Origin of the sequence: Acinetobacter sp. CIP 51.11, assembly GCF_000369665.1 — a bacterium.
GTDB lineage: Bacteria > Pseudomonadota > Gammaproteobacteria > Pseudomonadales > Moraxellaceae > Acinetobacter > Acinetobacter lwoffii_S.
Window position 1 is genome coordinate 364,172 of the sequence record NZ_KB850128.1, and the last position, 13,118, is coordinate 377,289.

General features: G+C 43.5%; 10 protein-coding genes and 1 pseudogene. 7 read left to right on the forward strand and 4 right to left on the reverse strand.

Annotated features, from left to right (window positions below; all coding sequences use genetic code 11):
- The first annotated feature begins 262 nt into the window (after nucleotides 1-262).
- The gene (locus F894_RS01980; RefSeq protein WP_005245764.1) at nucleotides 263-1,969 is read left to right on the forward strand and encodes a GGDEF domain-containing protein; all 1,707 of its coding nucleotides are present in this window, start codon (nucleotides 263-265) and stop codon (nucleotides 1,967-1,969) included.
- A 119-nt stretch (nucleotides 1,970-2,088) separates the two neighbouring features.
- Entirely contained in the window at nucleotides 2,089-2,556 is a 468-nt protein-coding gene (locus tag F894_RS01985) for an HIT family protein (protein ID WP_005245766.1), read from the forward strand.
- 10 nt (nucleotides 2,557-2,566) lie between these two features.
- Here F894_RS01985 and F894_RS01990 read toward each other — a convergent pair whose 3' ends face one another.
- The gene (locus F894_RS01990) at nucleotides 2,567-2,935 is read right to left on the reverse strand and encodes a hypothetical protein (RefSeq protein WP_005245768.1); all 369 of its coding nucleotides are present in this window, start codon (nucleotides 2,933-2,935) and stop codon (nucleotides 2,567-2,569) included.
- On the opposite strand from F894_RS01990, the gene F894_RS01995 reads away from it, so the two are divergent.
- Nucleotides 2,922-3,668 (forward strand): IS5-like element ISAba31 family transposase, encoded by a 747-nt coding sequence (locus tag F894_RS01995; RefSeq protein ID WP_005246404.1) that lies wholly within the window; start codon nucleotides 2,922-2,924, stop codon nucleotides 3,666-3,668. The two genes, F894_RS01990 and F894_RS01995, sit on opposite strands and share 14 nt — an antisense overlap.
- Nucleotides 3,669-4,084: 416 nt before the next feature.
- On the opposite strand, the gene uvrA is transcribed toward F894_RS01995, so the two are convergent.
- The 3 genes and pseudogenes from uvrA to tenA form a co-directional block, all read right to left on the reverse strand.
- On the reverse strand, nucleotides 4,085-6,916 hold the full coding sequence (gene uvrA, locus F894_RS02000; protein WP_005245770.1) for an excinuclease ABC subunit UvrA: 2,832 nt from the start codon (nucleotides 6,914-6,916) through the stop codon (nucleotides 4,085-4,087).
- Nucleotides 6,917-7,097: 181 nt separating this feature from the next.
- Nucleotides 7,098-7,466: a hypothetical protein gene (locus F894_RS02005; protein WP_005245771.1), complete on the reverse strand. Its 369-nt coding sequence runs from the start codon at nucleotides 7,464-7,466 to the stop codon at nucleotides 7,098-7,100.
- A gap of 223 nt (nucleotides 7,467-7,689) precedes the next feature.
- Nucleotides 7,690-8,350, reverse strand: a pseudogene (tenA, locus tag F894_RS02010) (thiaminase II).
- A 222-nt stretch (nucleotides 8,351-8,572) separates the two neighbouring features.
- On the opposite strand from tenA, the gene F894_RS02015 reads away from it, so the two are divergent.
- The 4 genes from F894_RS02015 to ahpC all read left to right on the forward strand — a co-directional run bounded on the left by F894_RS02015 (nucleotide 8,573) and on the right by ahpC (nucleotide 12,693).
- Complete coding sequence (locus tag F894_RS02015; protein ID WP_004647275.1) at nucleotides 8,573-9,661, forward strand: DUF475 domain-containing protein; 1,089 nt, start codon at nucleotides 8,573-8,575, stop codon at nucleotides 9,659-9,661.
- A gap of 153 nt (nucleotides 9,662-9,814) precedes the next feature.
- On the forward strand, nucleotides 9,815-11,179 hold the full coding sequence (locus F894_RS02020) for an MFS transporter (RefSeq protein WP_034437977.1): 1,365 nt from the start codon (nucleotides 9,815-9,817) through the stop codon (nucleotides 11,177-11,179).
- A 51-nt stretch (nucleotides 11,180-11,230) separates the two neighbouring features.
- Nucleotides 11,231-11,818, forward strand: a complete 588-nt coding sequence (gene ssb, locus F894_RS02025; RefSeq protein ID WP_005245776.1) for a single-stranded DNA-binding protein — start codon at nucleotides 11,231-11,233, stop codon at nucleotides 11,816-11,818.
- A gap of 311 nt (nucleotides 11,819-12,129) precedes the next feature.
- The gene (gene ahpC, locus F894_RS02030) at nucleotides 12,130-12,693 is read left to right on the forward strand and encodes an alkyl hydroperoxide reductase subunit C (protein ID WP_005105379.1); all 564 of its coding nucleotides are present in this window, start codon (nucleotides 12,130-12,132) and stop codon (nucleotides 12,691-12,693) included.
- Nucleotides 12,694-13,118: the final 425 nt, after the last annotated feature.

Below are 13,118 nucleotides of genomic sequence, written 5' to 3' on the forward strand. Positions count from 1 at the left end.
ATAGTGCAGAAAGCAAGTTTTTATATTTTTTAGCTGCTTAAATTCCCTTGTTTTTGTAAGAGTTTATAGGGAATTGTAGTCATGAAACCCTGCATTAACATTTTAAATAAACCAACTTAAGTATCTGAAAAATAATAGATGATAAAAATTCATTAAAAACATAAGTGAAGTAAGACTAAAGGCTTTAAGACCATCCTGTTTTATTTGTATAATAATCAATCTATTTAGCTTTGCTTGTCATATTGGGGCGTAATACAACAGCATGAATACCTTACGCTCTGAGTGGATCAGTAAACGTTTGTACTGGTCGATGTCGATTATTATTTTATGTTTACTTTGCATCTGTATTCCCTTAATTGTGAGTAGCAGTCAAAGTTATTTAAAATCCAGACAAACTTATCAACAATTGAATGCCTTACAGCAGGTCGCTGATCTGGCGAATAAAATTTCGCGTGAGCGTGCGCCTGCCAATAAAGCCATGTCCAGTTCGGTGCAGGAATTTGCCCAGCATCAGCAAGAGTTAATCAGCTATCGTCAACAGGTGGATCGGCAATTGTCCCAGACCGCGGATGTCTTGACGGAGGTCGGGTTTAACAACCTGAGTCAGCAACTTTCACAGCTTGAAAATAGTTTGAAAAAAGGACGTGCACAGGTTGATGCCTATACCCGGATGCCACGTCAGCAACGCAGTGCGCAAGAGCTTGATCAGGCAATTCTGGCCATGTTTGCTGCCTGGGAAAGTTGCCGTGAACTTTTGCGTGACGTGGCGGTGGCTTCAGATAGCTCGTCCACCCCTCTGAATAACTATATCAGCCAGATTCTATTTTTATCTGATTTACGTGATCAGGCGGGGCGGGTTGCCTCGTCTATCATGGCGCATGTGACTTTTGAAGCGCCGCTTCCCACTGAAAATATTACCCGTTCTTTACAGACCCAACATCAGGTGCGTTATTTGTGGGCCTTGATTGATACCATTCAACCTGTTCAAGATAAAACAGAGGAGTTCATTCGTTTACATCGACGGGTAGAAACCGAGTTTATTCAGCAAGGCTTACCGATTGTGAGTGAACTGATCAGTGACAGTCTGGAGCAACGTGACTACCGTTTGAGCGGAACAGAGCTGACTGAAGCGATGGTAGATAAATTTGCGACTGTGGTAGACCTGCAAACTTACCTACTGCAATACAGCAGAGATGCCGCTATTCAGGAAATGAACAGCAATATGCAGCGTTTGATCTGGAGTGTACTGGTATCGCTGATTTCATTACTGACCGCGATTTCAACCATGATTTTTGCACGTAAACAGGTATTCCTGCCGCTGATTCAGGCACGCCGCATGTTGTTGAGTTTGTCTAAAAACTCGGGTCGTCAGAAAATTGATATGCGGCTGCGTGAAGTGAATCATTCTGATTCCTTATTCGCTGCCATTCAGAAATTGCAACAGATGTTGCAAGAACGTGATGCGCTGGAATTCCGTTTAAAGAATATTGCTCATTCCGATTCCTTGACCGGATTATCGAACCGTTTCGCGCTGGAAGAATATATCCGTTTTATGGAAAATCAGCCGGGTCAATTGAGTCAAACCTGTTTGATGATTATTGATATTGATCATTTTAAACAGGTGAATGATCAATATGGGCATATTATTGGCGATCAGGTGATTCGGCTGGTGGCCGAGCGTTTACAGGCTAATGTCCGTGCTACAGATTTGCTGGTGCGTTATGGGGGCGATGAATTTTTGGTACTGATTGAAAATATCCAGATGCAGCAGGCACTGATTGTGGCCGATAAAATCCGCGCTGAAGTGGCTGAGCGTCATATTGTGACTGCAGCAGGAGACGAGATTCAGATTTCGGTCAGTATCGGGGTTGCCATTGGTGCTGGCTCCTGGATAGCTTTATTGTCCAATGCAGATGATGCTTTGTTTGCAGCAAAGGCCAAAGGACGCAATGCGGTGGCAGAGGTTTAAATAGTATAAGCGTACGACTTAAAATTAAAAAAACATTTTAAAGTAAGGCTTTTATAGGACAGCATAAGCGCTATTTATTCAAATAAATAAAAAATTATAAAATTTCAGGAATATTTAAAATGAGTAGAAATTGCATTTTCTGTCAAATCGTCAAGGGTGAAATACCCTGTCATTTGATTGATGAAAATGACAAGTTTATGGCTTTTCTGACCATCTTTCCCAATACTTTGGGCGCGACTGTTGTCATCCCAAAACAGCATTATTCGAGCTACGCATTCGAACTGGATGATCAGGTTCTGATAGATCTGATGGTATATACCAAACAAGTGGCCTTAAAGCTGGATCATTATTTTGAGGATGTGGGCAGAACAGGGATGGTTTTTGAAGGTTTTGGTGTCGATCATGTGCATGCCAAATTATTTCCAATGCATCAGACCAAAGGCATACATGAGAATTGGCAACCCATGAATTCTTCAATCGACAAATATTTTGATGCCTATGAAGGTTATATTTCATCGCATGATGCGCAAAGAGCAGATGATCAAGAACTGGCACAATTGGCTGAAGCAATTCGTTTAATAGAATAGTTGTATAAAACTAATAAATTACTTTATAGAGACTTTTATAGAGTTCTTTTCTTGCTTCAAGAATTTTTATTCTATACTGAGCAGTTGTCTCCGGTCTTACTTCTTCACTCTTGAATAAAGTATATGTATTAAATTTTCCTAAAAGTTCACCGTAAAATCTTAGTTTTTCTTGTTGCTCGTTATAGCCATGTAAAAGTAATAGGCCTTCATTTTTACTCAGCAAATTAAAATCATTAAAAAGAGAGCCTCTCAAAGGATCAAGTCGTTCATATACTTTTTCATTATTAGGGTGTGTTGACACTTTTAGCTTAAAAAAATAGCGAAGTAGTAAAATCAAATCGCCAAACCCAATTTTACTATTCGCTATGCCTCGTACCATGCTGACAGATCAACACTGGCAAAAGTTGAAAGTTATTCTGCGTAATTTATCCATTCACCACAACTCAAATTTACGCAATTTTATTGAAGCTATTCTCTATAGAATTAGAACAGGCTGTCCGTGGCGAGATATTCCTTCTTGTTTTGGTCATTCAAACTCTATTTTCAAACGTTTTAATCGTTGGTCAAGCAGCAGTAAGTTACTTAGATTATTCAAATTACTAGCCTCATGCCCCGATATGGAGTGGATTTTTATTGATGGCTCTCATGTACGTGCTCATCAACATTCTGCCGGCATAGCGAATCAATCTATTTCTAAAAGTGTAGGAGGAAACTCCTCAAAAATACATTTGATTGTTGATGCACATGGCAATCCTATTGATTTCGTGATTACCGATGGAACCACACATGATGTTAAAGTTGCACCTGATTTAATATCAACATTAGATTTAAAAGAGACAAAAGTGGTATGTGCAGATAAAGGCTATGATTCAGAACCACTGCGTGAACAGATCAGGAAAACAGGGACTAAAGCAAATATACCAAAGAAAACAAATAGCCAATCGAACAATGACCATATGGACTGGTATTTATATAAAATCAGGCATTTAGTTGAAAATATGTTTTGTAGATTAAAGCAATTTAGAGGAATAGCTACTCGATATGACAAGCTCAAAAGAAATTATCAAAGTTCTGTTGCTTTAGCCTGTATATTTTTATCGCTACCTTTATAGGGTTAATTATGAACAGTAAATGTCAACAAACCCTAATGAATTTTTTAGTTTCAAAGTCAAAAATAATCCACATTTTTAGGATGAGATGATTAATTTCTTCAATATCAGTAGAGATTTGGGTAAGTAAATTTCTATTAAATTGAAGCTTGTCTTTAGTGGTAGTCGCAGAGATATTTGCTTTTTAATTTAAATAGGCAATAACACCTGTGATCAACGCCCCTAAGCCAATTTTTATGGCCGTATCTATAACATCTATATAATTCATTTAAAATAAAAAACGGTGAATGAATCACCGTTTTAGCATGCTTATTGGATGGATAAAATCTCCCCTAGCCCTAAGTCCTATATGACATCAGATAAAGAAGAAGACTCCCTCCTTTTTCAAAGGAGGGTTGGGGAGGATTTAAAAAAATAAATCACTTCAACAACGGTTTCAAAAATTTACCCGTATGAGAAGCTTTGACTTTCACGACCTGTTCAGGCGTTCCTTCCGCGACAATCATACCGCCACCCGAACCACCTTCAGGGCCTAAGTCCACCACCCAGTCGGCAGTTTTAATTACGTCCAGATTATGTTCAATCACCACGATGGTATTACCCTTGTCACGGAGCTGATGCAGGATATCCAGCAGTTTGGCAATATCATGAAAATGCAGACCTGTGGTCGGTTCATCTAGAATATACAGGGTTTGACCGGTATCGCGTTTGGCCAGTTCACGTGCCAGTTTGACACGCTGCGCTTCACCACCGGAAAGCGTGGTCGCAGACTGACCCAGACGGATATAACCCAAACCGACCTGATGCAATGTTTCCAGACGACGGTGAATGACGGGAATGGCATCGAAAAAATGCATGGCATCTTCAACGGTCATCTGCAACACATCGGAAATATTCTTGCCCTTATAGTTCACTTCCAGCGTTTCACGGTTATAACGTTTGCCATGACAGGCATCGCAAGGCACATACATATCCGGCAGGAAATGCATCGCCACCTTGATCATGCCGTCGCCTTCACAGGCTTCACAGCGCCCACCTTTCACGTTAAACGAGAAACGACCCGCGGCATAACCACGTGCTTTGGCTTCCGGAGTTTGTGAAAACAGTTCACGGATGGGGGTAAATAAACCGGTATAAGTGGCCGGATTGGAACGTGGGGTTCGTCCAATCGGACTCTGGTCAATATCCACGACTTTGTCGAGGAACTGCAAGCCATCAATTGATTCAAACTTTTCCGAAGTTAAAGTGGTTGCACCATTCAGTTGGGTCGCTGCCAAAGGTAACAATGTCCGGTTAATCAAGGTCGATTTACCCGAACCCGATACCCCGGTAACACAAGTCATAATGCCCAAAGGAATGGTCAGATCGACTTTTTTCAGGTTATGCCCAGATGCACCCATCAGCTTGATCTGTTCTTCAGGTTTAGGTGGCTGAATCCGTTTTTTCGGGACTTCAATTTTTAACTTGCCAGATAAATATTTTCCGGTCAGCGAGTCAGGATTGGCCAGAATTTCATCATAAGTCCCTTCGGCAATCACATGCCCGCCATGTACACCGGCACCCGGACCGATATCAATAATATGATCGGCGGCACGAATCGCATCTTCATCATGCTCGACCACCAAGACGGTATTGCCCAGATCACGCAGACGGATCAGGGTCTGTAACAGACGGTCGTTATCGCGCTGATGCAAACCAATTGATGGTTCATCCAGCACATACATGACGCCCATCAAACCGGCACCGATCTGCGAGGCCAGACGAATTCGCTGCGCTTCACCACCAGACAGAGTTTCAGCTGAACGTGACAGGCTGAGATAGTTCAGGCCGACCGAAACCAGAAAGTGCAAACGTTCACGGATTTCCTTGAAAATCTTGTCAGCGATTTCACCACGTGCACCTTCCAGATGAATACCTTGATAATAGCTTTCAGCATCGCCAATCGACATACGGGTAATGTCAGCAATGGTCTTGTCCAGAATTTTCACGTTACGCGAAATTTCATTCAGACGTGAACCATCACAGGCATCACAGGCTGCATTGGACAGATATTGGGCCAGCTCATCACGCACATAATTACTTTCAGTTTCGCGGTAACGACGTTCCAGATGTGGCAAAATTCCTTCAAAAGGAATGACCCGATTGTGGCGACGGCCACGTTCATCGATATAGCTCAGATCAATTTTTTCTTTGCCAGTGCCATACAGGAATTTCTTCTTGGTATCGGCATCCAGTTCATTCCACGGGGTCTCTAGAGAAAAGCCAAAATGCTCGGCCACTTTCTGGATCATGCTGTAATAATATGGACGCTGACGGTCCCAGCCACGAATGGCCCCCTGACTGACACTGACTTCAGGGTTGGGAATCAGTTTGTCGGCACTAAAATGACTGCGTGTTCCCAAGCCATCACAGACCGGACAGGCGCCAAAAGGGTTGTTGAACGAAAATAAACGCGGTTCCAGTTCAGCCACCGCGCGGTCACATTGCGGGCAGGAGTGCTTGGCTGAAAATACGCGATCGTTATGCTCGCCCTTCATCCAGGACAGGATCGCGATATCACCACCGAGACGCAGCGCCGTTTCAAAACTTTCGGCAATACGGTTGCCCAGATCATCACGTACTTTAAAACGATCGACTACCACTTCAATGGTATGTTTTTTCTTTTTGTCCAGTTCTGGTGGCGGATCAATTTCCATGATCTCGCCATCGACGCGGGCGCGGACAAAACCCTGACTCTGTAGCTGTTCAAACAGCGCCGTGTATTCACCTTTACGCTCACGCACAACCGGTGCTAACAATAACAGTGCAGTGCCTTCTTCCAGTGCTTTAACGGCATCGACCATTTCAGTGACCGTTTGTGCCACCATCGGCAAGTCATGTTCAGGACAGAACGGTGTACCGACACGCGCATACAGCAGACGTAAATAGTCATAAATTTCGGTAATGGTTCCTACGGTAGAGCGTGGGTTATGACTGGTCGATTTCTGCTCGATGGCGATGGCTGGACTCAAGCCCTCAATCGAATCGACTTCCGGCTTTTCCATCTGGGAGAGGAACTGACGGGCATAGGCAGACAGCGATTCCACATAACGGCGCTGACCTTCGGCATATAAGGTGTCAAAGGCAAGTGAGGACTTACCTGAACCAGACAGTCCCGTAATCACCACAAACTTGTCGCGTGGTATATCAAGGTTCACATTTTTCAGGTTATGGGTACGTGCGCCTCGAATACGGATGTGGCTTTGGCTCATGCAAGGATCCTAGAATATTCATCAAAAACCCTTATATGATACCGGATGAAAAATGTTCAAGTGCAAATAAAAGTATTTTAAACGTCAAGTTATGTCGGTGATTGGTCAATTCATCACAACATTAAGAAACACAACAGCAGATCATTTAAATATTCACAATCATCATGTACAAGCTAAATACTTAACAAGCCGCTGCATAACGGCGTTCAAAGATAGACTCAATCTCTTCAAAACAGCGGTCACGTAGCACATCATGATGCAGACGTGCATAAAAATTGACTTCATTTTCCAGAATGTGCAGAAAGTCCTCATAGTCTTTTCGGAAAAAATCCAGGTCGAGCAAATCGTTACGGCGTACCTGATGACAGCGATACTTTTCAATAAATTTCAGCAGATGTTTCTGGATATGCGTGTTGGTATGGTAAATCAGATAAGTGGCTGCCGAACCACAATCTAGACAGCCTTGTTCCAGATAGATTTCTTCATTGTTGAACCAGCAACATTGCAGGGTAAAAAATGCCCGAATCGCTTCGGTGCCTAAAGTGTCCATATTGTCTGCCTCTTTCCGGGATTGAATTTATTAATTGATAATTATTCTCAATTATTGTGCGGCAATTTTGGGCTTATAGCTAGGTCTAGCGTAGTGGCCCGTTCTATCCTTGTTTTTTTCAGACTAAGCCGTTTTTATGATCGGTTTATGACAGTAGAAATTTTTTTAAACGGCTATAACCAAAAAGCCCTGTCTTAAACAGGGCTTTTTTTATTCGTCCGTCCTAGTCATCCAGACCAGGCCACTGGCGTTGCTCAAAGGCACTGTCCCAGAACAACCATTCCAGACGGGCAGCATCGGTATAAGCGGCATGCATTTTTTCTAGTGTATCGGCATCGACACGCGCCGCAACACGGTCAACGGTCGCAATCACATTCCGCACCGCAGTGTGGAACTCTTCTCCTGAATAGGTGTCCACCCAGGCTTGATACGGATTATTCGGCGCAGAGTTTTCGACAATATCTTTACCAACTTCGGCATAAATCCAGAAACAAGGCAGCAATGAGGCCAGCACCACCGGGTAGCTTTCCGACCAGGCGGTCGAAGTCAGATAAGAGGTATAGTGATGACACGCCAGAGTCAGTGGGGTATTTTCAAACTGCTCTTTGCTAATGCCGAAATCCTGCATAAAGCCATCATGCAGGCTACGTTCCACCACAATCGCTATTTTGGCTGCCTCGGCAAACTGGATTACATCGTCCGCTTCAAAAGCTTTGGCTGCACACACGGCCATAGGCCAGTAAATAATGCGCATCCTGAATCACATAATGACTAAAGGCTTCACGGCTTAAAGTACCTTGCGCCAGTTGCTGATTAAAGGGCAGGGCCAGGGTCTTCTGATAAAGTCCGAGATTACGTTGCCATACCTCTTGTGAAAAACTCATGCTGAAAATCCTTCGCAGTTCAAGTTAAACCATGCGGCACTATAGCAAAGATCGGGCTGTTTAAAAGATCGGCAAATTTTAAAAACAGAAAATAAGATAAAACAGCTCAGGAAGTGCTTTGGTTTATGCGCTAAAAGTTTCATAATTAGCTTAACTTTTCCTATTCGTATTGCTGCTCTCTCGCAGCCATACATTTATTTAATTTATCCAAGGTCGTTGTGTATGTTGAAACATTTTGGTTTCTCGATTGCATTTTCGATCGTGTGTCTTGGTTTGTCTGCATATTGGGGTTATACCCATGGTCCTGACGCAGGCCTGCAAACCATGCTCACAGCGCTGACCATTACCGCTATTCTGGCGATTATGGAAGTGTCGTTGTCCTTTGATAACGCGGTTGTCAATGCCTCAGTCCTACGGGGTTGGGATCATTTCTGGAAAATGCTGTTCCTGACAGTCGGTATTCTGATTGCAGTCTTCGGGATGCGTTTGATCTTCCCAGTGGTCATTGTTGCAGTGACTGCAGACCTGGGCTTTATGGAAGTAGTACGTCTGGCCCTGAATGATCCGAAAGAATATTCAGCACGTTTAATGGCACATCATCCTGAAATTGCTGCTTTTGGTGGTGCTTTTCTGTTGATGGTATTCCTGAACTTCTTCCTGGATGAAGAAAAAGACACGCACTGGTTCAGACGGGTGGAACGCCGTCTGTCCAATCTGGCCAATGTACCGGCGATGTCGGTGTTTATCGCACTGGTAGCCTTGTTAATTATGGCAGCCAATGTCGATGAAGCTAAGCGTCTGGCAGTGACTATGGCGGGGATCTGGGGCATCGTGATTTATATCGGTGTGCAGGTTCTGAGCCATATGCTCGGTGGTGAACCGGAAGTCGATGAAGAAGGCAATGCCATTCGTCATGATGAAAATGGCGTACCGACGGGTGTAGTGAAAGCCGGTATTGGTGGTTTCCTCTATCTAGAAGTCCTGGATGCCTCTTTCAGTTTTGATGGCGTGATCGGTGCCTTTGCGATTACCTCAGACGTGGTCATCATCATGCTGGGTCTGGCAATTGGTGCGATCTTTGTCCGTTCAATGACGATTTATCTGGTTGAGCAGGGCACATTGGATGCTTATATCTACCTGGAACATGGTGCGCATTATGCCATCGGTGCACTGGCTTTCATTATGATTGCCAGCGGAACCGGTCTGCATGTGCCAGAAGTGGTAACCGGTCTGATCGGTGTAGCCTTTATTGTCTGGGCAGTATTTGCCTCGATTCAATACAAAAAGCGTCAGGCGGCTTTAGACAAATAAAGCGCTGTTCCTGAATAAAAAGCGTAGCTCCGGCTGCGCTTTTTTGTTTTTAGATTGGCATCATCTTTATTTCAAATAAAATTCATGTCTTATTAATGAGCTGAATGTCCTATAATCTGGGCTCCAGATTAATTAACCCAATCGCCATAATTTATGATGAATGCTTTAGAACGTCGTTCAACCTTTGCCCTGAGCAGTATTTTTGCACTGCGCATGCTGGGGTTGTTTATGATTATCCCGGTATTTTCTGTGGCAGGGCAGGCATATCAATATGCGACGCCTGCACTGATCGGTTTGGCGGTCGGGGTCTATGGTCTGACCCAGGCACTGTTACAGATTCCATTCAGCCTGATTGCCGACCGTTACAGCCGTAAGCCACTGGTGGTTTTAGGGCTGCTACTATTTGCGCTGGGCGGTGCAATTGCGGCCATGTCGGACACCATTTATGGCGTGATTATCGGCCGAGCGATCGCCGGTGGTGGCGCAGTATCTGCTGTGGTGATGGCGCTGCTGGCAGATGTCACCCGTGAAGAAAACCGCATGAAAGCCATGGCGATGATGGGCATGAGTATCGGCCTGTCTTTTGTGGTGGCCTTTAGTCTGGGGCCCTGGCTGACGGGTCTGGTGGGTATCTCTGGGTTGTTCTGGGTCACTACGGTGATGGGCCTGGCGGCGATTGCCATGCTGTTGATGGTGCCTAAGGTCACGCGGCATCATAAAAACTTTCAGCAAGGTTATCTGGCACAGTTGAAACAGGTAATCAAAATCGGAGATCTGAATCGTCTGCATGTGTCGGTTTTTACCCTGCATTTATTGCTCACCGCCATGTTTATCTATGTACCTTCGCAGCTGATCGAATTTGCTGATCTGCCACTGTCCAGTCATGGCTGGGTATATTTGCCGCTGTTGGTGCTGAGCCTGTTTTTTGCTTTTCCAAGTATTATCCTGGCAGAAAAATACCACAAAATGCGCGCGATTTTTCTGGTGGCCATTACTGGCATTATTCTGGGCCTAATGGTGATGGCATTTGGTTTTGAATCCAAATATGTCTTGCTGATTGGTCTAGGGCTGTTCTTTATTGCTTTTAATGTGATGGAAGCCTTGTTGCCGTCCTGGTTGTCGAAAGCGGCACCGATCCAGTCCAAAGCCACCGCAATGGGCATAAATGCCAGCAGCCAGTTTTTAGGGGCGTTCTTTGGCGGTATGATTGGTGGACAATTATTACTGCTGAACAATACCTCGATGGGCTGGAGTATCCTGACAGGGATCGCGATAATCTGGCTGCTGATGAGTTTAGGACTGGCACAGCCACGCTATCTGTCATCGCTGGTGTTGCGTTTGCCGGAAAGCAGACAAACTGACGAATGGACTTCTCAGCTTTTGGCGATTCGTGGTATTGAAGAGGTCGTGGTGATGTCTGAACAGCAAGTTGCCTATGTAAAAGTCGATAAACAGCAGATTGATGATGCTTCGCGACAACAATTAACGCACTTGTTGGGTAAAGAGGTAGCCATTTAAGCATAACTCTTATAAAGTAAAATACAGAAATATATAGGAAGTAAACGGCAAATGCGTGGTGTAAATAAAGTTATTTTAGTGGGTACTTTGGGTAAAGATCCGGAAACCAAAACTTTTGCAAATGGTGGCTCTCTGACTCAATTCTCGATCGCAACCAGCGATTCGTGGACAGATAAAAGTACCGGTGAACGTAAAGAACAAACGGAATGGCACCGTATCGTGTTGCATAACCGTTTAGGTGAAATTGCACAGCAATATCTTCGTAAAGGCTCAAAAGTATATATTGAAGGTTCATTACGTACCCGTCAGTGGACTGACCAGAATGGTCAGGAGCGCTATACGACGGAAATTCGTGGTGAACAAATGCAGATGTTAGACTCTAGCCGTCCTCAAAATGATCAGGGCGAGAGCAGCTTTAACCAGCCACGCTTTAATAACAATAATCAGGCGAACAACAACCAGGGTGGTTATGGCAATAACCCGCAATCAGGTTATGGTTCAGCGCCACAGCAAGGCGGTTTTAGCAACAACCAGGGCGGTGGTTATGGCAATAATAATCCGAGTGGTTTTGCGCCAAAATCTGCACCTGCTCCAACAGCAGCACCTGCAGCAGATCTAGATGATGACCTTCCATTTTGATCTATTAGAACGGTAGATCATCATTAAAACCCACCTGAATGCGGTGGGTTTTTTATGTCTTGAAGATTGGTATTGAGTTTGCATAAAGCCCGACTTATTAGAAGAATCATAAGTGTTAAAGCATTATCTTGCTTTTGATCAGCACAACTCTGCATCGAGAAAATAAATGAGATTAACAATACTCATAGAAATTAATGATCTAAAAAAGCGATCATTTTTATAAAAACTTGCGGTTTTACCTATTTTGAAATTTTTCGTATTCTAGCTTCACAAGATAAGCAATTCCAGAAATAAGCCAGAGGAAATATCTCATGAGTTTAATCAATACTGAAATCAAATCATTCAATGCAACTGCTTACCACAATGGTCAGTTCATCGAAGTTTCTGAGCAAGACCTGAAAGGAAAATGGTCAGTGGTGTTTTTCTATCCTGCAGATTTCACCTTTGTTTGTCCAACTGAATTAGGCGATCTTGCTGATCAGTATGCTGAATTCCAGAAAATGGGTGTAGAAATCTATGGCGTGTCTACCGATACTCATTTCACCCATAAAGCTTGGCATGATACCTCTGACGTGATTGGTAAAATCCAGTATCCATTGATTGGTGATCCAACCTGGACTTTGTCTAAAAACTTCGAAGTATTGATTGAAGCTGAAGGTCTGGCAGATCGTGGTACTTTCGTGATTGATCCAGAAGGTAAAATCCAGATCATTGAAATCAACGCGGGTGGTATTGGCCGTGATGCCCAAGAGCTTCTTCGTAAAGTGAAAGCTGCACAATATGTACATGCGCACCCAGGTGAAGTTTGTCCAGCAAAATGGAAAGAAGGCGAGGCTACACTAGCGCCGTCAATCGACCTGGTGGGTAAAATCTAATTCGAACCTAGTTCTTTGAAGCAAAAAATCCAGCATAAGTTGCTGGATTTTTTATTTTTTTAGTTTAGAGATTTATGAATTCTAGACAAAAAAATCATGCCATTTGATTTCTATTTGAGAACAACATGAGGATTGAGGAATTGCACTCTATGCTTTTTAAGCGGCTTATGAGAGGCAATAAAGTAAGCTCAATACCATGCTGCATGATCAACCAGGCCTGAAAACAAAGAAGCCTCTGCTTTCGCAGAGGCTTTTATTTTATAAGGCGCTGTAGTTTCTTGTCGTTTTAAACAATTTTCGCATAAACGCATCTGAATGGAACCGGATGAATTTATGGTTTTCTTATGCTGCGAATCATAGGTATTTTAAAAGTTTTTGTCAACCAAGGATTATAAAAATGGTTAATTAAATTATTTGTTTTTAAA

Coding starts and splice junctions, on each gene's coding strand:
- F894_RS02015 (WP_004647275.1), top strand. CDS start 8,573: ATGTTGAAACATTTTGGTTTCTCGATTGCATTTTCGATCGTGTGTCTT.
- F894_RS02020 (WP_034437977.1), top strand. CDS start 9,815: ATGATGAATGCTTTAGAACGTCGTTCAACCTTTGCCCTGAGCAGTATT.
- uvrA (WP_005245770.1), bottom strand. CDS start 6,916: ATGAGCCAAAGCCACATCCGTATTCGAGGCGCACGTACCCATAACCTG.
- F894_RS02005 (WP_005245771.1), bottom strand. CDS start 7,466: ATGGACACTTTAGGCACCGAAGCGATTCGGGCATTTTTTACCCTGCAA.
- ssb (WP_005245776.1), top strand. CDS start 11,231: ATGCGTGGTGTAAATAAAGTTATTTTAGTGGGTACTTTGGGTAAAGAT.
- F894_RS01980 (WP_005245764.1), top strand. CDS start 263: ATGAATACCTTACGCTCTGAGTGGATCAGTAAACGTTTGTACTGGTCG.
- F894_RS01985 (WP_005245766.1), top strand. CDS start 2,089: ATGAGTAGAAATTGCATTTTCTGTCAAATCGTCAAGGGTGAAATACCC.
- F894_RS01995 (WP_005246404.1), top strand. CDS start 2,922: ATGCCTCGTACCATGCTGACAGATCAACACTGGCAAAAGTTGAAAGTT.
- F894_RS01990 (WP_005245768.1), bottom strand. CDS start 2,935: ATGGTACGAGGCATAGCGAATAGTAAAATTGGGTTTGGCGATTTGATT.
- ahpC (WP_005105379.1), top strand. CDS start 12,130: ATGAGTTTAATCAATACTGAAATCAAATCATTCAATGCAACTGCTTAC.